The following is a 20,951-nucleotide window of genomic DNA, read 5'->3' on the forward strand; positions in this document are numbered from 1 at the left end:
TCCTGAATGGATGAGACCTTGCTGCAGATTTCACAGCACGTAAGACTGCACGCAACAAAAGAGGAGAGAGCGCTTTGAAACTGTACAATTCGGTCGGACCAAACCCGCATGTCGTGCGGATGTTCATGGCAGAACGCGGCATCGACATGCCGATGGAAGACATCGACATCATGGCCGGGGAAAACCGCAAAGCCGCGTATCTGGAAAAGAACCCGGGCGGTCAGCTGCCGGCGCTGGAACTGGATGACTGCACGCTGGTGACAGAGATCACCGCGATCTGCGAATATCTGGACGAGACCCAGCCGGGCGACCGCCTGATGGGCGATACCGCTGTGGCGCGTGCGCAGAACCGCCGCTGGACCCGCTGGGTGGACCTGCAGATCATTGAACCGCTGACCACGGCCTTTCGGGGCGCAGAAGGCCTGCCCATGTTCAAGGACCGGATGCGCTGTCTGCCGGAGGCCGCCGATGGCCTGAAGGCCTGCGCGCAGGACGGCATGACCTTTCTGGACCAGCAGATGGCCGATGGCCGGGACTATATTGCCGGTGACACATTCGGCCTGGCGGACATCATGCTGTTCTGTTTTGTCGCGTTCGGCAATCAGGTGGGCCAGCCGCTCAATCCGGATCTGAAGCATGTCGGCGCCTGGTATGCCCGCATCAGCGAGCGGCCAAGCGTCAGCGCCTAGATCCGCTTCAGGATGCGGCCGGCCAGCCGCATCCGCTCTGGCGGCATGCCCCGGTTGAGGCCGCCAAACAGACGCTCTTCCATGAAATAGCCGGTCAGCTTCAACCCGTCGGCAATGTCGGCAGGCCCGACCGGCGCGGTGCTGGACACCAAAAATTGCGGCAGGCGCAACAGACGGTCGATATATTCTTCCGCCTCTGAGCCGCGCACGGCCCGGCCGGTTTTCGGCGACACATGGGTGAGGCCGTCATTCGCGCCGGACAGCGCGCACTCTTCCAGATCCAGCCCGAAGCCGAGCGCCGACAGCAGGCCAAGTTCCCAGCGCACATAGAGCGCGGGCCAGATCTCCTGCGCCTCGATCTGGTCCAGCAGCAACTCGGTGGCTTCAAACAGGGCCGAGCCTCCGGCGTCGCCTTCGTCCAGCCCGCCGCGCAAAATGGCAGTAATGGAGGAAATGGCGGCGAGGGAAGCGGCATCGTCCAGCACATGGGCGGCGCGTTCGCGGCTTGCCTCTGCCACATCGAAGCGACCGAGAGCATCTTCCAGACGCCCGGTCCAGCTGAGATGCACAGAGTTGCCCGCTTCATATTGCGCGCGGCGCTTGCGGGAGGAGCCGCCATAGACAAGGCCTGAGCGGCGGCCACGGGTACGGGTCAGAACGTCCAGGATGAGGCCACCTTCTCCAAAGCGGCGACCGCCAAGGATTATGCCGTCATCGGACCAGTTCAAACATCAAACTCCAGGCCCAGCCCCTGATAGCTTTCCCGGCGCTCCTGCCACTTTTCATCCACCTTCACAAACAGGAAGAGATGAACCTTGCGGCCCAGCATTTCAGACAGCTCCTCACGGGCCTTGCGGCCAATATCCTTAATCGCAGAACCGCCCTTGCCCAGCACCATGGATTTGTGATTGTCGCGACCGACGATTACAACCTGCTGCACACGGACAGAACCGTCCTTGCGCTCTTCCCAGCTTTCGGTTTCGACCATCAGCTGGTAAGGCAGCTCCTGGTGCAGACGCAGCATCAGCTTCTCACGTGTCACTTCAGCGGCCAGCAGGCGCATCGGCAAATCGGCCACCTGGTCCTGCGGATAGAGCGCATGCCCTTCCGGCATCTTGGCGGCAAGGGCCGCTTCCAGCACATCCACGCCATCGCCGTTTTCTGCGGAGATCATGAAGACCTCTTCATAGACGCCAGTGTCATTCAGCTCAGCGATGATTGGCAGAACCTGGTCGTGCGGGAACAGGTCAATCTTGTTCAGGGCAAGGAAGGCCTTGCTGCCGGATTGTTTCAGCTGTTCGATAACGCGGCGATCATCCTCGATCGAATTCTTCTGCGCGCCAGTCAGGGCGTTCTCGCGCTCGGCCACCCAGGCAGACGCATCGATCAGGTGCACGATGGCATCGGCATCTTCCGCGCCGCTCCAGGCTGCCTTGACCATGGCGCGGTCCAGGCGGCGCTTGGCCGCGAAGATACCGGGCGTATCGACCAGCACGATCTGGGCACCATCCCGCTGCGCCACGCCGCGCACGGGAAAGCGCGTCGTCTGCACCTTATGGGTCACAATGGCCACCTTCGCGCCAACCAGGCGGTTCGTCAGCGTCGACTTGCCGGCATTCGGCGCGCCGATGATGGCGGCAAATCCTGCATGGGTGATGGGCGTATCTGTCATGTGTCTCCGGTGAGGCTTTTCAGTAGAAGCGCGGCAGCATTACGCTCAGCATCGCGCTTTGACGAGCCCGCGGCAACAGCAGAGCCTCGATCCGTCACGCTGGCTTCGACTTCATAAGTGGGTTGGTGATCCGGTCCAGAGCGGCTGAGAACGGTGTAATCCGGCAGGGGAAGGCCCTGCCCTTGCGCCCATTCCTGTAGCAGCGTCTTGGGATCCTTGGTTTCTGACGGGGCCGCGCTGAATTGCGGGGCCCAGCCCTTTTCGATGAATTTGCGGGCCTGGCTGAGGCCTGCGTCCTGATAGATCGCGCCGATAATAGCTTCGCAGGCATCGCCCAAAGTAGACTCCCGCTCGCGGCCACCGGAAGAAATCTCGCCATCCGACAGGATGATGAAGCGTTGCAATTCGAGGTGCCGCATGGCTGTGGCGCAGGCACCTTTCTTGACCAGACTGTTCAGGCGCGGGGCAAGATCGCCCTCACTTTCCATCTTGCGCCGGTCAATCAGGCGCTCGGCGATGACAAGGTTCAGCACCCGGTCGCCCAGAAATTCCAGCCGCTGATTGGACAGGCGCACAGAGTCCGCAGATGACACGGCGCTGGGGTGCGTCACCGCGCGGATCAGCATGTCAGGCGACTTGAATCGATGCCCGATAATCTCCTGCAGCGCCTTCAGCTCATTCTCGGTGAGCGACGGCATTTCGGGCTTCGCCTTGCTGCGCAGACGGGTGCGTTTTGGACGGGCCGGCTTCATTTGCCTGCCACCGGCAGGGCTTCAATAATCACCTGGGCTTCCGCCCACGGATGGTCATCGGTGATGGTGAGATGCACGACAGCCTCATAGCCTTCGGGCACCATCTTGGCCAGACGCTCGGCCGCGCCGCCGGTCAGCTCAACCGTCGGCTTTCCGGTCGGCAGGTTCACAACGCCCATATGTTTCCAGTGCACGCCCCGGCGCGGAACACCGGTGCCCAGCGCCTTGGCGCAAGCCTCCTTGGCCGCAAACCTTTTGGCGTAGGTCTCTGCCGTGCGACGGCGCCGGCGCGCCAGTGCGATCTCGGTTTCGGTGAAGACACGATTTTCAAAACGCTCGCCAAAGCGCTCCAGCGTCTTTTCCACGCGTTCGATATTGCACAGATCATTCCCGATACCGATGATCATGCGCCCGCCCCGTCCCGGGCCTCATCCATCAGGCGGCGCATTTCCTTGATCGCGGCATCAAGGCCGATGAAGATCGCCTCGCCAATCAGGAAGTGACCGATATTGAGCTCGGCAATTTCGGGGATGGCGGCGACAGGGCCGACATTCTCGAATGTCAGGCCATGGCCGGCATGTGGCTCGATCCCGCGTTTGCGGGCCTCCTGGGCTGCGCGCTTCAGGCGCTCCAGCTCATCGGCTGCAGCCTCCTGCCCGCCTTCGATCCATAGTTCGGCATAGCGACCCGTGTGCAGTTCCACGACCGGCGCCTGCAGCACTTCCGCAACCGCAATCTGCACCGGGTCTGGCTCAATAAACAGGGAAACGCGCGCGCCCACTTCGCTGAGGCGTCGCACGACGGGCGCGATCTGATTGTGCAGACCCGCAACATCCAGGCCGCCTTCGGTCGTGCGCTCTTCACGCTTTTCCGGCACGATACAGGCCGCATGCGGACGAAACCGGCTGGCGATCACGGTCATCTCTTCGGTCGCAGCCATTTCCAGATTGATCGGCAGGCTGGACGCCGCACGTATGGCATCCAGATCCCCGTCACGGATGTGGCGGCGGTCTTCGCGCAGATGAATGGTAATGCCGTCTGCCCCGGCAGTTGCCGCAATCGCCGCTGCGCGCATGGGATCCGGATGATCCCCGCCCCGAGCATTCCGGATCGTGGCAACATGATCAATGTTCACGCCCAGGCGCAGACGGTCAGTCATCAGGCGAGACCTCGCGATCCCGGCTTGACCGCATCCATTGCGGCAAGCTCTGGCGGCAGATCATTTGCGTCATAGTCCGGGAAGTCCACCGCCGCGAGAGAGACAAGCTCACAGCCGACATCAGCGCGGCCATTGGAGCGGTCGATGATGCAGGCCCCGCCAACCACTTCGCCCGGCAGGCTCTCAAGCGCCTCAACGGTTTCGCGGAACGACAGGCCCGTCGTCACGATATCTTCGGCGATCAGGACACGCTCGCCCTCAGCGATGGAAAAGCCGCGGCGGAATTGCAGCTGGCCATCCACGCGCTCGGCAAAGATGGACCGCGCGCCCAACTGGCGCGCCAGTTCATAGCCCGGAATGATGCCGCCCACAGCCGGGCCGGCAACCACATCAATCTGGCCGAACTTCGCTTTCAGCTTCTCCGCCAGCGCTTTGCACAGCTTTTCCGAAAGGTCCGGCTGGGAGAAGACCAAGGCCTTCTGCAGGAAGACGGGGCTGCGGCGGCCGGATGACAGGATGAAGTGCCCCTCCAGCAAAGCCCCGGCTTCGCGGAACACATTCAACACATCATCATTCGTCATTTTCACTCTCCTGGTCACGCACGGCCCGGTCGACCACAGCGAGCGACCGGAGTGCGGCCAGTATCTGCGTCAAGCGCTTCAGGTCTTCAACCTCAATATCCATCAGGATTTCGGTAAAATCCTCATGCCGGTCCACGGTGTGGATGCTTGTAATGTTGCCATTGGCCTGCGCCACGGCGGCGCATAGTTTCGCCAGCACGCCGCGCTCATTGGAAGCGTTGATGCGGATACGCCCGATGGCGACGGCGCCCGTGCGGGCCAGTTCCGTCCAGCGCAGATCAATCCACAGTTCCGGCCGGTCATCAAACTCGGCCAGTTTTGCGCAGCTGGCGACGTGCACCACGATGCCCTTGCCCGGCTCATGCACACCCATGATGCGGTCACCCGGCAGCGGGCGACAGCACTCACCTAGATGCAGGGTCACGCCCGGTGACATATCCGTGCCCGACACCATCAGCGGGGCATGCTCGCCATCCACACGCATCTTGGAAGGGTCGCCAGCCAGATCCGGACGATATCCGGGGAAAGCCGCCTGGATCACATCATTGGAGCTGATCTTGCCGCGCCCAAGGGCCTCGTCCATCTCTTCGCGATCCGCAAAGCCCGCCAGGCGCGCCGTGTGGTTCATCTTCACATCGACAGGATCAATCCCCGCCCGGCGCAGCGCCATGTTGATGAGGCCTTCGCCCAGCCGGCGGAATTCCGTCGCCTCGCGGTCACGCACCAGCTTGCGCATGGCTGAGCGGGCCCGGCCGGTAATGGCCAGCGCTTCCCAACCATGGATCGCCTGGGGCACCTTGCCCCGAATGATCTCAACAACGTCGCCATTCTTCAGCGGGCGGCGCAGCGGTTTGACCTCACCATTGATCTTGGCGCCAACGCAGGTATCGCCGACAGCCGAGTGCACGGCATAGGCAAAGTCCAGCGGCATGGCCCCGGCCGGCAGGATGATCAGCTTGCCTTTGGGCGTGAACGCGAAGACGTGCTCGCGATACATTTCCAGCTTGGCGTGTTCCATGAACTCGCTGGGGTCTGCGCCGTCCTGCAACAGCTCAGCAAAGGCTTCGAGGTTCGCAGCCGGGTCGAGCCCCACCGCGCGTGCGGATTCCACGTCAAAGCCATAGGAGCGGTTCTTGTATTTCCAGTGCGCCGCCACGCCGAACTCGGCGGTGCGGTCCATCTCCTCTGTGCGGATCTGCAGTTCCACGCGGCGATTGCCGCTGGCGCGCACCGTCGTGTGCAGGCTGGCATAGCCATTCGGCTTCGGCACAGAGATGTAATCACGGAACCTGTCCGGAATGCAGGCCCACAGAGTGTGCAGTTCACCCAGCACTCGGTAGCAGTCTTCGACAGATCGCACGATGATACGGAAGGCAAACAAATCGGCCACGTCGCGGAAGGAGATCGATTTCTTCTCCAGTTTCCGCCAGACCGAGTAGGGCTGTTTGCGGCGGCCCTTGATGCGATGTTCGATGCCGGACATTTCCAGAAGCTGGATAATGTCGCCGCGAATGCGTTCCAGATCGTCGGCATTCTCCTTGGCCAGTTCTTCCTGGCGGTAGAGGATGGCGCGGCGGGCCTCCGGGTTCAGTTCCTGGAAGGCCAGATCCTCCATCTCGGCAGCAATCTGGTAGAGGCCAACCCGGCGCGCGAGCGGACCGTAAATATCCATCGTCTCCCGCGCGGTGCGCTCACGGCTGGCCGCCTTCTTGCGGAAGTGCAGCGTGCGCATATTGTGCAGGCGGTCAGCCAGCTTCACGAGCAGGACACGAATGTCGCTTGTCGTCGCCAGGATGAATTTCTGGAAGTTCTCGGCCTGGGCCTCTTCCTTGGAGCTGTACTCAATCTTGTCGAGCTTGGTGACGCCATCGACCAGCTCAGCGACATCCGCGCCGAAGCGGACTTCGATCTCTCCAATGTCGATATGGGTGTCTTCTACAACATCGTGCAGCAGGCCCGCCACGATGGTGATCTCGTCGAGATGCACGTCTGCCAGCAGGCTGGCGACCTCTACGGGGTGGGAATAGTAGGCTTCGCCGGAGTCGCGCTTCTGCTCGCCATGATGCGTCTTGGCAAAATCATAGGCCGAGCCGAGCAGCTCTGACTTCACCCGAGGGTGATAGGCGCGAACCTTGGATATGAGCTGCTCACGCGTGATGACAGCGCGTTCAGATGACTTGTCGTCAGCCGGAAGCGGTGCGCCAGCCTCGTCGCCAGCCCCTTTGTCCTTGGCGGAAAGGGCGCTGCCGTCCATCAGGCCTCCTACAGCCGGTCGTCCCGTCCGGACTCCAGCTCAGCCTGGTAAGCACGCATAACGTCTTCTTCTGTAGCGGTCGGGGCCGCTTCAAGAGCCTGACGGTCAGCTTCGCGCTCATTCTCTTCACCTGGGCGGATATCCTGCAGGTTGGAGATCAGGGCTTCCTTGACGACTTTGAGATCGACAGACTCATCAGCAATCTCGCGCAGGGAGACGACCGGGTCCTTGTCGTTGTCACGATCCACAGTGATCGGCGAACCTTCGCGAATCATGCGGGAACGGTGAGCAGCAAGCAGGACAAGCTCGAAGCGGTTTGGGACCTTTTCGATGCAGTCTTCAACGGTAACGCGGGCCATGGGCAGCAAATCTCCTTTGAACCGCCCCTTATATGCAGCGCAGCACTCTGGCGCAACCCAGCGATTACCGCTGATTGCAGGTGATTTTTACGCCCCTTGGCATAGGGCAAAACCCCGCTACGGTACAGAGGACATCAGACCCGGAGGCTGACCCCCATGCTACGCAATGCTGCCCTGACTTCTCTCGCCCTTGTTCTTGCCGCCTATGGCGCCGGATACACGCAACCAGCATCGGCCGAGGCCGCACCGTCAGAAAGCAGCACTTCCAGCAGCAGCCTGCCCCATGCGGACCCGGCACTGATCGAGATCTACAAGCAGCTTCACGCCAATCCGGAACTTTCCTTCAAGGAAGCCAAATCCTCAGCGCTGATGGCTTCGGAGCTGAAGAAACTGGGCTTTGAAGTGACCACCGGCATGGGCCAGGAATGGGTTGTCGAGAAAGCCAAGAAAGATGTTGGCGAGGTCAAGGAAGGCGTTGGCGGCTATGGCGTCGTTGGCGTTCTGCGCAATGGCGACGGCCCGACCGTTCTGATTCGCGCCGACATGGACGCCCTGCCCGTGCCGGACAATACCGGCTTCCCGTTTGCCTCGAAGGTCCAGTCCACCACCTGGACAGGCGTCGAAAGCCCGGTCATGCATGCCTGCGGGCATGACATTCACATGACCAGCTGGATCGGCACAGCCCGCGAACTGGTAGCCCACAAGGATGAATGGAGCGGCACGCTGGTCATGATCGCGCAGCCAGCCGAAGAGATAGGCCTGGGTGCGCAAGCCATGCTGGCGGACGGACTGTTCAGCCGCTTCCCCGAACCTGACTACAATCTGGCGCTTCATGTCTCCGCCGCAGCCCCGGCCGGCACCGTCGTCTACACCAAGGGCTATGCCATGGCGAATGTGGACAGCGTCGACATCAAGGTGAAAGGCGTTGGCGGCCACGGCGCCTATCCGCACACTACGCGGGACCCGATCCTGATTGGCTCTCAGATTGTTGTCGCACTGCAAAGCCTTGTCTCACGCAACACCAATCCGCAGGATTCCGCCGTCGTGACGGTGGGCTCGTTCAAGGCGGGCGCCAAGCACAACATCATTTCCGACGAGGCGACGCTGCTGCTGACCGTGCGCTCCTATGATGATGCCACGCGCAAGATGCTGCTGGACGGTATCGAGCGGATCGCAAAGGCCGAGGCGATGGCGTTTGATGCGCCGGAGCCGGAAATCACGGTAGAGAAAGACTACACCCCGTCCCTGTTCAATGATGCGGACCTGACCGACAAGGCCACCGCAGCGATTGCCAAGGCAATCGGGCCGGAGAATGTGAAAGAAGTGGCGGCCGTCATGGGCGGTGAGGATTTCAGCCAGTATGGCCGCACCGGTGAAAACATTCCGGGCCTGCTGTTCTGGGTCGGCGCGGTCGATCCGGCGAAGTATGAGGCGTCAAAAACCGGCAAACTGCCCCTGCCTTCCCTGCACTCGCCTTACTTCGCACCGGATTATGACCCGACGATTGCGACGGGCGTAGAGGCCATGACAGCCGCAGCTATCGGCCTGTTTAACGAAGGTTAAGCCAGAATTTAACGGTTTTGACTTGCCCGGAGCGGTTCCGGGCGTTAAATCCGTTTTGCTCAGAGTGCGCAAAAGCATAAAATTTTTGTCGCAACTCTACCCTGCTTCCGGACGTTTGAAGGCCGACACCCTTGAAGCGCGAAGTTTCAGGATTATATTATACTCAGATCGAGCAAAAGGTCGATCTGCTACGAAGGAGGACGACAATGGCACGTCTTATTGATTCCGGCCCTGGCTGCCCCACCCCAACTCCGCTACGCGGCGCATCTGCTGCAGAAGCGCGCGGTCTGGCCTATGACGATGCCGTCAAGGCCGAAACGGATGACCTGTACCCGCTGGTTCAGGACTTCATTACGCCTATGGAATGGCCAGCGATTGCGCCGCTTGTGGCCGCGATCAACCGCCTGAAGAAACAGAAAAATGCCGTCATCCTGGCGCACAACTACATGACGCCGGACATTTTTCGCCTGGTGGGTGACTTCCGGGGTGACAGCCTGCAGCTGGCACGCGAAGCCTCCAAGGTGGACGCCGACATCATTGTGCAGGCAGGTGTGCACTTCATGGCCGAGACCTCCAAGATCCTTGCGCCTGAGAAGACTGTCCTGATCCCGGATACGCGCGCAGGCTGTTCGCTGGCGGCCTCTATAACGGGCGCTGATGTGCGCCTGATCAAGGAGAAGTATCCGGACTATCCGGTCGTCACCTATGTGAACACGACGGCTGACGTGAAGGCCGAATGCGACATCACCTGTACCAGCTCCAATGCGGCGCAGGTCGTCGAGGCCGTCGCCAAGGAATGGAACACGGATACCGTCATTATGGTGCCGGATCAGTATCTGGCGAAAAATGTCGCCGCGCAGACCAATATCCGCATCATGACCTGGCCGGGCGCCTGTGAGGTGCACGAAATGTTCAGCGCCGACGACGTGAACCAGCTGCGCGAAGCCCATCCGGGCGTCGTGATCCTGGCTCACCCGGAATGCCCGCCGGACGTTCTGGAAGCGGCCGACTATGCCGGCTCCACGGCTGCGCTGGCCAATTATGTGTCCGAGAAGAGCCCCAACAAGGTGGTTCTGCTGACGGAGTGCTCCATGAGCGACAATGTCGCCGCTGAGAACCCAGGCGTGAACTTCATCCGTCCGTGCAATCTTTGCCCGCACATGAAGCGCATCACGCTGGAAAACATCTATGACTGTCTCGTCAATGGCGAGTACGAAGTCACGATCCCGGAAGATGTGCGCGTGCGCGCCAAAAAAGCTCTGGATGCCATGATGGCTCTACCAAAAATGGACAAGCCTCTCGACTTTGTGACCGGTCTTGAGCCTCTCGAACTCGAAATGGTCGGCTAGCAGCCAAACAGTTGTACACAACATGGGGACGGGCTTAATGTATCTTCGGGCGCAAGGAGAGGTAGGATGTTCGGAGGCATTACCCGTCTCGCTGCATTGGCAATGGCTGTCCTCATGGTCAGCACACCTGCCTATGCCGGGACCAATGGAGATGAAGACCCTGCCGATGTACTCGGCACGTGGAGCTTCCAGACAAAGCCCTATCGCAATGGGCAATGCATGATGTCTGGCACCATGTATCTGTCTCCCCACCCCAATGAGGGCGAGTATGAGTGCGAGCTAACCGCTGTTGAGGTTTGCTCCATGTGGGGACGGTCCGTCGTGCGCCAATCCTGCAAGGCCCGCCGATTTGGTAACCAGATTTCCATCCGTTCCCAGGTGGAAGAAATGCTGGAAGCCAAGATTGAGGGCCTGATTTACGTACCGGACAATTTCACCCTGACCATTCAGTCTGCGGATCGCATGTTCGGCGCACTGGTTTCAGCCGTGACGGCACCGGCGGAATTTCGCCGCGCCAATGAAGGCATTTCCTGACCCGTGACCGGCCCCATACCCCAAACACTGACAGCCCGCGGGCCAGTCCAGGATGATGTATTGATCGTAGGGGCAGGCCTCGCAGGCCTGTTCCTGGCTTTGCAGCTGGCCCCGCGCCCCTGCACAGTCATCTCCCCCGCCCCACTGGGACAGGCCGCCTCATCTGCCTGGGCACAGGGCGGACTTGCCGCAGCCCTCCACCCCAAGGACAGCCCGGCGCAGCATGCTGCAGATACCGTGGCCGCAGGCGCAGGCCTGGTTGATCCGATCATTGCCCGCCTGATTGCCGAGGAAGGCCCGGCCCGCGTGCGAGACCTGATCGCCCTTGGCGTGCCCTTTGACCGCACACCCGATGGTGCGCTTGCCCTGTCGCTCGAAGCAGCACACTCTCACCCACGTGTCGCACGCGTGGCTGGAGACCTGGCGGGCAAGGCCATCATGGACGCGCTGGTCGCAGCCGTGCACGCCGCGCCGCACATCCAGATCATTGAAGGCGTGCGCGCCACAGGTCTGCTGCAGGATGAAACCCGCCGTGTGGCCGGGGTTATCCTGCGCGACCATGACGGCACGCTCAGCACACGCACAGCCCGTGAAACCGTTCTCTGCACAGGCGGCTCTGGCGGCCTGTTCCAGGTGACGACGAACCCGCCCGAAGCGCGCGGGGATGCCGTCGCCATGGCCTGGGAGGCAGGCGCCCTGATTGCGGATCTGGAATTTGTCCAGTTCCACCCGACCGCCATTGATATTGGACGCGATCCGGCGCCGCTGGCCACCGAAGCCCTGCGCGGCGAAGGCGCAACCCTGCACAATCGTGACGGCACGGCTTTCATGGCGAGCTATCATGAGCTGGCCGAACTGGCGCCACGGGACGAAGTCGCCCGCGCGGTCCACACAGAACGCATGTCTGGTCGTGGCGCATTCCTGGATTGCCGCAAAGCCGTTGGTGCCCACTTCCCAGAACACTTCCCGACCGTCTTTGCCGCGTGCAAATCCGCAGGCATCGATCCGCGAACGGACATGATCCCGATTGCCCCGGCCGCGCATTACCATATGGGCGGCATTGTTCCGGATTTCTGGGGCCTCTCAACGCTGGACGGTCTTTCCGTCTGCGGAGAATGCACCTCAACCGGCGTACATGGCGCCAACCGCCTGGCCTCAAACTCTCTGCTGGAAGCGGTTGTTTTCTCTCACAGAATTGCCGAAAGGCTACGCGACGCGAAACTGTCCGATCCGGGCAGCGCCGAAGGCCATGTGCCCGCCGCCCTGCCCCATGCCGCGTTGCAGACATTGCGCAAGGCCATGTCCGAGAAGTGCGGCGTGGTGCGCAATGAGGCTGGCATGACAGAGGTTCTGAATCTGATCCTGGAGCTGCGCGACCAATATGGCCCGGCACGTGCGATCACCACATCACGTCTGATCGTCACCTCTGCGCTGAACCGCAAGGAAAGCCGGGGCGGCCATTACCGGTCAGATTACCCGGATACAGGCGAACCGCACAGGCAGTTCATCCTGAAAGATACCCATACTGAGGAGCCCATACCCGCATGAGCCCTGTTCCCCCGCCACTCCCAAGCATCATTCTGGACCCGATCGTGCGCCTGGCGCTCGCTGAAGACTTGGGCCGCGCCGGAGATCTGACTACAGACGCCACGATTGCGCCGGACACTCAGTTGAACGTCGTCATCGCCGCGCGCAAGCCGGGCGTGATTGCGGGCCTGGATGCGGCTGCGCATGCGCTGACCCTGGTGGACCCGTCCGTCTCGCTTGAGATTGTCCTGCAGGATGGCTCCGCCATTATGCCCGGCGATGTCGTGGCCAGACTGTCCGGCAGCGCCCGCTCCATCCTGACGGCGGAGCGCACCATGCTGAACTTCATCGGGCGTCTGTCCGCCGTTGCCACCATGACGCGCGCTTATGTCGAAAAAGTCTCCCACACGAACGCCCGGATTGTTTGCACACGCAAGACCACACCTGGCCATCGCGCGTTGGAAAAGCGCGCCGTACGCTGCGGCGGCGGCACGGCCCACCGCTATGGCCTGGATGACGCGATCCTGATCAAGGACAATCATATCGCCGCATGCGGTGGTTCCGTCGCGGTCGCCATGCAGCGCGCCAAGGCCTATGCAGGCCATCTGCGCATGATCGAAATCGAAGTCGACACGCTGGAACAATTTGAGGAGGCGCTGAAACATGCCCCTCATGCCGTGCTGCTGGATAATATGGATACAGCGACGTTGCGGCGCGCCGTTGCGATGAATGAAGGCCGGGTCACACTGGAGGCGTCCGGCGGCGTTACGCTGGAAACTGTGGCCGCAATCGCCGAGACGGGGGTCGATTTCATCTCAGTTGGCGCACTGACCCATTCCGCCCCCAATCTTGACGTGGGCATGGATGTGGCCTGACACTGACTGAAAGGGCATGAGTCCCTGACAGCAGGAAGGAATCGCCCATGTCACATTCAGGTGGCCGAAAAAGTATTTTCATTACAGGTGCCGCCTCAGGCATTGGCGCAGAAACGGCCCGGCTTTTCGCCAAGCGCGGCTGGTTTTGCGGCCTCTACGACGTCAACATGGACGCATTGAACGCCGTTCAGGAAGAGATTGGCGAAAACAACTGCATCATGGCCGGACTCAATGTCTGCTCTCGCAATGACTGGCGCGCCGCCGTGAAGGATTTTGGTGAGGCCACCGAAGGCGCCATGAACGTGCTGTTCAATAATGCCGGCATCGGGCGTCATGGCTGGTTCGAGGATGTTTCCGGCGAAGACAATGATGCCATCATCGATGTGAATGTGAAGGGCGTGATCAATGGCGTTCAGGCCAGCCTGCCGCTGCTGAAGGCCACCTCTGGTGCGCGCATCGTCAATACGGCCTCCACCGCTGGCATTGTCGGTTCGCCACAGCTGGCCGTTTACTCGGCATCGAAATTTGCCGTGCGGGGCCTGACAGAAGCGCTTGATGCAGAATTCCGCGACCTGGATATCCGCGTGACAAGCCTGATGCCCTGGTTTGTCGAGACCCCTATTTTGGAAATGGGCGACCGGGAAGGCTCCAACCACAAAATGTCTGACCAGCTGCGCGAGGCTGGCATGAATGTCTATCCGGTCTCCATGGCCGCCGAACGCGCCTGGGATGCCGCGCATGGCAAGGACATCCACTATATGGTCGGCAAGGATGCAGAGCGGGCAAAATTCATGACCCGCTGGCTGCCCGGGGGCATCCGCAAGCGGGTGCGGGATGGTGTGCCACCGCGCGACTAGATTTCCCATTCCGGGACGGGAAAACAAAAAGGCCGCCGATGACAGTCATCGGCGGCCTTTTTTGAGGCTCGCGGCGCGGCGCGAAGCTAGTTCATGCCGCCATAAGCACTAGAGCCCGGAGACAGGGCAGCCTTCTCGGCCTGGGCAGCAGTATAGGCCGCAACAGAATCCTTAGGCGGCAGCTTTTCAGACACCGGCACATCAGACGTAGCATTCGCGGACGCGCGAACAGTCGTCAGGCGCGGCGCACCATTGGTGATGGTGCGGGTCGAGGTCGTGACCGTCGCCGGGGCAATTGTCGCGGCATCTACGCCGGCAATCTTGGTGTCTTGCTTGTCTGCAGAGACCGTGCGGATGACAGACGTAGCCGCCGCATTCTTGTCTTCTGCGGCCATGATGACCTGTTCGCGTTTGTTATTGTAGTTGCGGCGCACTTTCGCCCACTCAGATCCCCGTGGGAAGCGATAGAAGACGTGCAGGCCGATCTTGTCGGTCTTGATCAGGCCAGCGCTCCAGATCGGGTCCACATAAGTCGCGTGATAGTGGGTGGCCCCACCTGTACGCTGCTCATTGAGGTTCATCATGACGTGCGCGGCAACCTTCTGGGCGCTTTCCCAGTTGCGGCCACGTGGCTGACGATTCAGCGCGCCATCGCAGGTAAAAGTGAACTGACAGCCGGTTGTGCGCGTTGCCCCCTGGAAGACAACATCACAGACGCTGTCAGGATAGCGATGATCACGCACACGATTCTTGATGACTTCGGCAACCGCCAGCTGGCCTTCGAGAGATTCGGTGCCAGCCTCATAATAAACGGCCTTGGCCAGGCAATCGGCCTCGGTATTGATCTTTTCGGCGCGCTTGATGTGCTCCGGACGGAAAGACACCAGAGAAGACAGCGCGGCGCCATCACGGTCGCGCATGGCGTAACGGCTCATGGAGGAGTCCGTGTCGCGCTTCAGCGTGTATTCCACCGTGCGGATCCACGGGGAATCAAGCAGGCGCGGGGTGTGCGGGTCCGTACGGACCGTGACACCGCCGTCTTCGATTGAGGCAAGACGCATCGCTTCGGCCCGGAAATCCGCCTCAGCCCGCTTTTCGAGCTGAACGTCGCCCAGAACCGGCAAGGTTACAGTCGCGGCGACGGCGCAGACCGCAATGGTCGCACCCCGCACGATTATATCTCGCTGCTCTTCGTTCGTCATAGCCATCCACCAACGCTTGAGCTGCCCTTGGAGCCCACGCATTGACGACAGCGTCGCCCTTCGTGGTTGAAGAACCCTTAACATCACCGCTCCCCAATCCCCCGGCAGACGATATATTCCGTCACTTTGACCCGGGTGTTTTTGGTTTGACTTGTTAATTTATGGGATGATTTTTTCATCCCGTTCTGACTGGGGATATGCACCCCATTCGCTAAGTAGCAAGAAGCTCGCCAGTTCGGGGAGTGACATTTCTGTCAGAATGGCATTACGCGAATTTCATAAATAAAGGCGCCATCTCATGAGATGGCGCCCAAACTATTGTATTTTAGAGGAATATTTCCTCAATTTTCACGAATTTTGACGCGGTGCAAAAACACCCCTGTGGTCAAAATACAACACCCAAATGATGCCGATTCGAGCGCCAAGCTACCTATTTGTGCGACTCCTTGAGGGCCGCATGTGCCGCTGCGAGACGCGCAATCGGCACCCGGTACGGCGAACAGGACACATAATCGAGGCCTGTGAGGTGGCAAAAATTAATGGATGCCGGATCGCCGCCATGCTCCCCGCAAATGCCCAGCTTGATGCCCGGACGGGTGCTGCGGCCGCGCTCAGCAGCGGTGCGAACCAGCTCACCCACGCCCACCTGATCCAGCGTGACGAAGGGGTCTTTTTCGTAGATTCCCTTGTCCTCATAGACCTTCAGGAAGCGCCCGGCATCATCGCGGGAGATGCCCAGCGTGGTCTGGGTGAGGTCGTTTGTCCCGAAGGAGAAGAACTCGGCTGACTTTGCAATCTCACCAGCCTGCAGTGCGGCGCGGGGCAGCTCGATCATCGTGCCGACCATATAGTCCAGCGTCACGCCCGTCTCTTCGAAGACAGACTTGGCCACATCATCTACCACAGCCTTCAGAATGGCGAGTTCCTTATGGGTCGCCACCAGCGGGATCATAACTTCCGGGATCGGCTTGCGGCCTGTCTCTCCGGCCACCTTCACAGCGGCTTCAAAGATGGCACGGGCCTGCATCTCGTAGATTTCAGGATAGGTGATGCCCAGGCGGCAGCCACGGTGGCCAAGCATCGGGTTGCTCTCGTGAAGCTCCCCGGCGCGCTGGCGCAGCACGTCAACGCTGACACCGGAGGCCTTGGCCACGTCTTCCATGTCCTCATCGGTGTGAGGCAGGAATTCGTGAAGCGGCGGATCCAGAAGGCGGATCGTGGCCGGGCGGTCTTCCAGAATGCGGAAGATCTCCTCAAAGTCGCTGCGCTGCATCGGCAGCAACTTGTTCAGCGCGGCGCGGCGACCAGATTCGTTCTCCGCCAGGATCATGGCGCGCACTTCCGGGATGCGCTCTGCATCGAAGAACATATGCTCCGTGCGGCAGAGGCCGACGCCTTCAGCGCCGAATTCAACCGCGGTGCGGGTGTCGAGCGGGGTTTCCGCGTTGGCACGAACTTTCAGCTTCCGGGCCTTGTCAGCCCATTCCATCAGCAGGCCGAAATCGCCGGAGAGGTCTGGCTGAACCATCTCTACAGCGCCGAGCATGACCTGGCCGGTCGCGCCGTCCACGGTGATGATCTCACCCTTTTTCACTTCACGGCCCATGACGCGGAACACGCCATTCTTGCTGTCGATCTGAAGGCCACCGGCACCACAGACGCAAGGACGGCCCATGCCGCGCGCAACAACGGCGGCGTGGCTGGTCATGCCGCCGCGCGCCGTAACGATGGCGCGGGAAGCGTGCATGCCCTTGATGTCTTCCGGGCTGGTCTCGATCCGCACGAGAATGACGTCTTCGCCTTTCTCGGCCAGATCCCAGGCCTCATCGGATTCGAATACAACCTTGCCGACGGCTGCGCCGGGGCTGGCTGGCAGACCGGTGATGATCACATCACGAGCAGCCTCTTCGGAAATGGTCGGGTGCAGCAGCTGGTCCAGCTGAGACGGCTCCAGGCGCAGCACGGCCTCCTCTTCCGTCACCAGGCCTTCGCGGGCCATGTCGACGGCGATCTTGAGCGCGGCAGCCGCCGTCCGTTTGCCGTTACGGGTCTGCAGCATGTAGAGGCGGCCATCTTCGACCGTGAACTCCAGATCCTGCATATCCTTGTAGTGTTGCTCCAGCGTGTTCGCGACATCGCGCAGCTGGGTGTAGACTTCCGGCATCGCCTCTTCGAGCGGCGCATCTTCAGAGCCGAGCTTGTCAGCCCGTTCACGGGAGATCGGCGCTGGCGTGCGGATACCCGCCACAACGTCTTCGCCCTGCGCATTGATCAGATATTCGCCATAGAAGACCGGGTCGCCATTGGACGGGTCACGTGTAAAGGCCACGCCGGTAGCGGAGGTTTCGCCCAGATTGCCGAACACCATGGCCTGAACGTTCACAGCCGTGCCCCATTCCTCCGGAATGTCGTTCAGCTTGCGATAAGTGATCGCGCGGTCATTCATCCATGAGCCGAAGACGGCGGTGATGGCGCCCCACAGCTGTTCCTTCGGATCATCCGGGAACGGGCGGCCAAGATTGTGCTGAACCGCGGATTTGTAGAGCGTGATGATCTTCTTCCAGTCATCGGCTGTCATCTCGGTGTCGAGATCATAGCCCTGACGGTCTTTATAATCGTCCAGAATGTGCTCGAACTCGTCATGGCTGATGTTCAGCACGACGTTTGAGTACATCTGGATGAAGCGGCGATAGGAATCATAGGCGAACCGATCGCCGGCCTTTTTGGCAAGGCCTGCGGCGGCCGTCTCATTCAGGCCGAGGTTCAGGACCGTATCCATCATGCCCGGCATGGAGGCGCGGGCGCCAGAACGCACGGAGACGAGCAGCGGGTTTTCCGGATCGCCAAAGCCCTTGCCGGTTTCTTTCTCGATAGCTTCCAGCGCGATATCCACCTGCGCTTCCAGCGTGTCCGGATACTTCCGGTCAAGCTCGTAATATGCCGTGCACACAGCCGTGGTGATCGTGAACCCGGGTGGAACCGGCAGGCCAAGCTTCGCCATTTCCGCGAGGTTTGCGCCCTTGCCACCCAGCAAGTTCTTCATTGAAGCGTCGCCATCTGCGCTGCCGCCACCAAAAGCATACACCCAGGTTTCGTCTGCGGTCTTAAGTGCTGCTTCACCCATGAATTCTGCCTTCCGATACATGTCAGTGTCCCCTGAGATTACCCCGGGGTGATTTGCAATTCCTATGCTGCATTGCAGCGCCATTGGCCAGTGTCCGAAAGGGCACTGGTGGTGTGACAACGTTGTTTGTGACACATTGGCGCTATTGCGGGCAAAAGCGCCGTTCCACAGTGGGACAGCACCGACACGGGCTTAACCCAGATCAGCCGTCAATCCTGGAGAAATCCGCCACGCGGTGCAGCGTGTCGCGGATCTGTGTGAGCAGAGCCAGACGATTCGCCCGCACGGCGGCATCGTCATCATTCACCATCACGGCCTCAAAGAAGGCATCGACCGGACCGCGCAGTCTGGCCAGCTCGGCCATGGCGCCGGTGAAGTCTTCTGCTTCAAGCGGGCCTTCGATGGCGGCCTGAACCTCGGTCAGCGCTTTGGCGAGGGCCTGCTCCTCAGCCGGGCCCTTGGCGATCAGGCCCGCATTGACGGAGAGGTCTTCAGGCAGCTCGCCCTTCTTCTCTTCCGCGCGCAGGATGTTCGCCGCGCGCTTGTAGCCTGCGAGCAGGTTTGCGCCGTCTTCGGTATCAAGGAACGCGCCCAATGCTTCGACGCGGCGGGTGATCAGCACCAGATCATCCTCACCGAGCGCGAACACGGCATCGATCAGATCATGCCGCTGCCCCTGGTCGCGGAGGTATTGCTTCAGGCGGTCAGCGAAGAAGGAGAGGAGGTCTTCGTGAACGAATTCAACTTGCGAAAACCAGTCATTTTCGGCCACCGGGTACTTCACCGCCAATGGGCCTGATACCTCATAAAATGTCCGCTCGGATATCTGGCCATCGCGATAGAGCGATAGCAACTCCCGATGGGCTTCGATATAAGCTTTGCGCTCGGTTTCACGTGACAAAAGATAATTCGTAATAGAGGCAGCCCTAAGAAAGTCTGATCGGAGTGGCAACCTCACCGCATTTTCCAAAAGGATTCGTACCACACCAAGCGCCGCGCGGCGCAAGGCGAACGGGTCTTTCGAACCGGTCGGTTTCTCATCAATCGCCCAGAAGCCGACCAGCGTGTCTAGCTTATCGGCGAGGGCGACAGCGATGCCCACCGAATTGGTCGGCACGGAGTCGCTTGGGCCCTGCGGCTTGTAGTGGTCACGGATCGCGTCAGCGACGGCAGCCGGTTCACCCGCTTCCAGCGCATAATAGCGGCCCATCATGCCCTGCAGTTCCGGAAACTCGCCAACCATTTCTGACACGAGGTCTGCCTTGGCAAGGCGCGCAGCGCGTTCGGCCAAGTCCGGATCAGCACCGACTTTCGGGGCGAGTTCGCGGGCCAGCGCCGCGACCCGTTCCACCTTGTCGCGCACACTGCCGAGGTTCTTGAAGGCAATCGTGGACAGCTTTTCGGCCATCTCTTCCAGCGGCTTCGCCTTGTCGAGATCCCAGAAGAAACGCGCATCATCGAGACGGGCGGAGAGGACGCGGGAGTTCCCCTCGGCCAGCTTCTTGCCGCCATCGGCCGCGTCAATGTTCGCCACGACGATGAAGTTCGGTGCAAGCTTGCCGGTCTTCTTGTCGTTCACGGCGAAGTATTTCTGGTGCGTGCGCATGGACAGCTGGATCACTTCCGGTGGCAGGGCCAGGAAATCCGGGTCCATATTGCCGAGCACAACGACCGGCCATTCGGCGAGGCCGACGACCTCTTCCAGAAGGCCCTTGTCTTCGATCCATTCGAGGCCTGCCTCAGCACAGACTTTTTCGATGCCCTCCAGGATCACCTGACGGCGCTCATCGCGCGTCAGCTTCACATGGCCTGCACCGCCCAGCTGGGCTTCATAATCCTTGCGACTGGTAACCGTGTAGGGCCCACGGCCATGCACGCGATGGCCTTCCGTCTCATTACCGCTGGCAAGGCCATCGACATCGAACGGCACGATCTGCCCGTCCAGAACGCAGGTGATGCGCTGTAACGGACGCACCCAGCGTAGCTCTCCCTTGCCCCAGCGCATGGATTTCGGCCAATGGAAACCGCGAATGATGGCCGGCACAGCCTCTGCGATGATGTCTTTCGCGTCGCGGCCCGGCGTCTCGATCACGGCGACATAGAAATCGCCTTTCTTGGGATCGGAGCGCACTTCGGCCTGGCTGATGTCGCTAAGGCCTGCGCTGCGCAGGAAGCCTTCAATCGCCTTGTCCGGTGCGCCGACCTTTGGGCCCTTGCGCTCTTCCTTTACATCGGCGGAGCGTTCCGTCAGGCCGTCAACGAACACGGTCAGGCGGCGCGGCCCGGAGGCCGTCTCCAGCGCAGACCAGCTGAGGCCCGCCTCGCCCAGCGCCTTTTCCAGCGCTGCGCCGAGATCACTCTCGGCCTTCGCCTGCATGCGCGCGGGGATTTCCTCGGAGAAGATTTCAAGAAGCAGCTCAGCCATTATGGGGTCCAGCCTGAGAATTCGGTGTT

At 60.9% G+C, this 20,951-nt stretch carries 18 protein-coding genes; 7 read left to right on the plus strand and 11 right to left on the minus strand.

Annotated features, from left to right (window positions below; genetic code table 11):
* Window positions 1-74: 74 nt before the first annotated feature.
* The gene (locus HY29_RS07010; protein WP_034794702.1) at window positions 75-689 is read left to right on the plus strand and encodes a glutathione S-transferase family protein; all 615 of its coding nucleotides are present in this window, start codon (window positions 75-77) and stop codon (window positions 687-689) included.
* Here the strand turns inward: HY29_RS07010 and recO are convergent.
* From recO to rpoZ, 8 genes are read right to left on the minus strand one after another with little or no spacing between them, the layout of a single operon-like run.
* On the minus strand, window positions 686-1,417 hold the full coding sequence (gene recO / locus HY29_RS07015; RefSeq protein WP_034794705.1) for a DNA repair protein RecO: 732 nt from the start codon (window positions 1,415-1,417) through the stop codon (window positions 686-688). The two genes, HY29_RS07010 and recO, sit on opposite strands and share 4 nt — an antisense overlap.
* Window positions 1,414-2,361 (minus strand): GTPase Era, encoded by a 948-nt coding sequence (era, locus tag HY29_RS07020; protein WP_034794707.1) that lies wholly within the window; start codon window positions 2,359-2,361, stop codon window positions 1,414-1,416. The genes recO and era overlap by 4 nt, the downstream gene beginning before the upstream one ends.
* The gene (gene rnc, locus HY29_RS07025) at window positions 2,358-3,113 is read right to left on the minus strand and encodes a ribonuclease III (RefSeq protein ID WP_051601228.1); all 756 of its coding nucleotides are present in this window, start codon (window positions 3,111-3,113) and stop codon (window positions 2,358-2,360) included. Before rnc ends, era begins: the two co-directional genes overlap by 4 nt.
* Window positions 3,110-3,520, minus strand: a complete 411-nt coding sequence (gene acpS / locus HY29_RS07030; RefSeq protein ID WP_034794709.1) for a holo-ACP synthase — start codon at window positions 3,518-3,520, stop codon at window positions 3,110-3,112. Before acpS ends, rnc begins: the two co-directional genes overlap by 4 nt.
* Window positions 3,517-4,272: a pyridoxine 5'-phosphate synthase gene (locus HY29_RS07035; RefSeq protein WP_034794711.1), complete on the minus strand. Its 756-nt coding sequence runs from the start codon at window positions 4,270-4,272 to the stop codon at window positions 3,517-3,519. Before HY29_RS07035 ends, acpS begins: the two co-directional genes overlap by 4 nt.
* Window positions 4,272-4,853, minus strand: a complete 582-nt coding sequence (gene pyrE, locus HY29_RS07040; protein WP_034794714.1) for an orotate phosphoribosyltransferase — start codon at window positions 4,851-4,853, stop codon at window positions 4,272-4,274. Before pyrE ends, HY29_RS07035 begins: the two co-directional genes overlap by 1 nt.
* On the minus strand, window positions 4,843-7,107 hold the full coding sequence (locus tag HY29_RS07045; RefSeq protein ID WP_034794716.1) for a RelA/SpoT family protein: 2,265 nt from the start codon (window positions 7,105-7,107) through the stop codon (window positions 4,843-4,845). The genes pyrE and HY29_RS07045 overlap by 11 nt, the downstream gene beginning before the upstream one ends.
* Window positions 7,108-7,115: 8 nt before the next feature.
* Window positions 7,116-7,466, minus strand: a complete 351-nt coding sequence (rpoZ, locus tag HY29_RS07050; protein WP_034794718.1) for a DNA-directed RNA polymerase subunit omega — start codon at window positions 7,464-7,466, stop codon at window positions 7,116-7,118.
* 156 nt (window positions 7,467-7,622) lie between these two features.
* On the opposite strand from rpoZ, the gene HY29_RS07055 reads away from it, so the two are divergent.
* The 6 genes from HY29_RS07055 (at window position 7,623) to HY29_RS07080 (ending at window position 14,171) form a co-directional block, all read left to right on the plus strand.
* Window positions 7,623-9,029, plus strand: coding sequence for an amidohydrolase (locus tag HY29_RS07055; RefSeq protein WP_034794721.1), 1,407 nt, complete (start codon window positions 7,623-7,625; stop codon window positions 9,027-9,029).
* Between the two features lie 206 nt (window positions 9,030-9,235).
* The gene (gene nadA, locus HY29_RS07060; RefSeq protein ID WP_034794725.1) at window positions 9,236-10,378 is read left to right on the plus strand and encodes a quinolinate synthase NadA; all 1,143 of its coding nucleotides are present in this window, start codon (window positions 9,236-9,238) and stop codon (window positions 10,376-10,378) included.
* Between the two features lie 66 nt (window positions 10,379-10,444).
* Entirely contained in the window at window positions 10,445-10,912 is a 468-nt protein-coding gene (locus tag HY29_RS07065) for a hypothetical protein (protein WP_034794729.1), read from the plus strand.
* A gap of 15 nt (window positions 10,913-10,927) precedes the next feature.
* Window positions 10,928-12,460, plus strand: coding sequence for an L-aspartate oxidase (locus tag HY29_RS07070; protein ID WP_034795136.1), 1,533 nt, complete (start codon window positions 10,928-10,930; stop codon window positions 12,458-12,460).
* Entirely contained in the window at window positions 12,457-13,314 is an 858-nt protein-coding gene (nadC, locus tag HY29_RS07075) for a carboxylating nicotinate-nucleotide diphosphorylase (protein ID WP_034794732.1), read from the plus strand. The genes HY29_RS07070 and nadC overlap by 4 nt, the downstream gene beginning before the upstream one ends.
* Window positions 13,315-13,361: 47 nt before the next feature.
* On the plus strand, window positions 13,362-14,171 hold the full coding sequence (locus HY29_RS07080; RefSeq protein ID WP_034794734.1) for an SDR family oxidoreductase: 810 nt from the start codon (window positions 13,362-13,364) through the stop codon (window positions 14,169-14,171).
* 86 nt (window positions 14,172-14,257) lie between these two features.
* On the opposite strand, the gene HY29_RS07085 is transcribed toward HY29_RS07080, so the two are convergent.
* From HY29_RS07085 to glyS, 3 genes are all read right to left on the minus strand, one after another.
* The gene (locus tag HY29_RS07085; RefSeq protein ID WP_051601229.1) at window positions 14,258-15,379 is read right to left on the minus strand and encodes a cell wall hydrolase; all 1,122 of its coding nucleotides are present in this window, start codon (window positions 15,377-15,379) and stop codon (window positions 14,258-14,260) included.
* Window positions 15,380-15,803: 424 nt separating this feature from the next.
* On the minus strand, window positions 15,804-18,497 hold the full coding sequence (gene ppdK / locus HY29_RS07090) for a pyruvate, phosphate dikinase (RefSeq protein WP_034795143.1): 2,694 nt from the start codon (window positions 18,495-18,497) through the stop codon (window positions 15,804-15,806).
* A 202-nt stretch (window positions 18,498-18,699) separates the two neighbouring features.
* Entirely contained in the window at window positions 18,700-20,922 is a 2,223-nt protein-coding gene (glyS, locus tag HY29_RS07095; protein ID WP_034794737.1) for a glycine--tRNA ligase subunit beta, read from the minus strand.
* Between the last annotated feature and the right edge of the window lie 29 nt (window positions 20,923-20,951).

It is taken from the genome of Hyphomonas beringensis (genome assembly GCF_000682755.1).
Taxonomy (GTDB): Bacteria; Pseudomonadota; Alphaproteobacteria; order Caulobacterales; family Hyphomonadaceae; genus Hyphomonas; species Hyphomonas beringensis.

Bases quoted from the DNA above. Each gene is read 5' to 3' on its own strand.
- era (WP_034794707.1), bottom strand. From the start codon at position 2,361: ATGACAGATACGCCCATCACCCATGCAGGATTTGCCGCCATCATCGGC.
- rnc (WP_051601228.1), bottom strand. From the start codon at position 3,113: ATGAAGCCGGCCCGTCCAAAACGCACCCGTCTGCGCAGCAAGGCGAAG.
- acpS (WP_034794709.1), bottom strand. From the start codon at position 3,520: ATGATCATCGGTATCGGGAATGATCTGTGCAATATCGAACGCGTGGAA.
- HY29_RS07035 (WP_034794711.1), bottom strand. From the start codon at position 4,272: ATGACTGACCGTCTGCGCCTGGGCGTGAACATTGATCATGTTGCCACG.
- pyrE (WP_034794714.1), bottom strand. From the start codon at position 4,853: ATGACGAATGATGATGTGTTGAATGTGTTCCGCGAAGCCGGGGCTTTG.
- HY29_RS07045 (WP_034794716.1), bottom strand. From the start codon at position 7,107: ATGGACGGCAGCGCCCTTTCCGCCAAGGACAAAGGGGCTGGCGACGAG.
- rpoZ (WP_034794718.1), bottom strand. From the start codon at position 7,466: ATGGCCCGCGTTACCGTTGAAGACTGCATCGAAAAGGTCCCAAACCGC.
- HY29_RS07055 (WP_034794721.1), top strand. From the start codon at position 7,623: ATGCTACGCAATGCTGCCCTGACTTCTCTCGCCCTTGTTCTTGCCGCC.
- nadA (WP_034794725.1), top strand. From the start codon at position 9,236: ATGGCACGTCTTATTGATTCCGGCCCTGGCTGCCCCACCCCAACTCCG.
- HY29_RS07065 (WP_034794729.1), top strand. From the start codon at position 10,445: ATGTTCGGAGGCATTACCCGTCTCGCTGCATTGGCAATGGCTGTCCTC.
- nadC (WP_034794732.1), top strand. From the start codon at position 12,457: ATGAGCCCTGTTCCCCCGCCACTCCCAAGCATCATTCTGGACCCGATC.
- HY29_RS07080 (WP_034794734.1), top strand. From the start codon at position 13,362: ATGTCACATTCAGGTGGCCGAAAAAGTATTTTCATTACAGGTGCCGCC.
- HY29_RS07085 (WP_051601229.1), bottom strand. From the start codon at position 15,379: ATGGCTATGACGAACGAAGAGCAGCGAGATATAATCGTGCGGGGTGCG.
- ppdK (WP_034795143.1), bottom strand. From the start codon at position 18,497: ATGGGTGAAGCAGCACTTAAGACCGCAGACGAAACCTGGGTGTATGCT.
- glyS (WP_034794737.1), bottom strand. From the start codon at position 20,922: ATGGCTGAGCTGCTTCTTGAAATCTTCTCCGAGGAAATCCCCGCGCGC.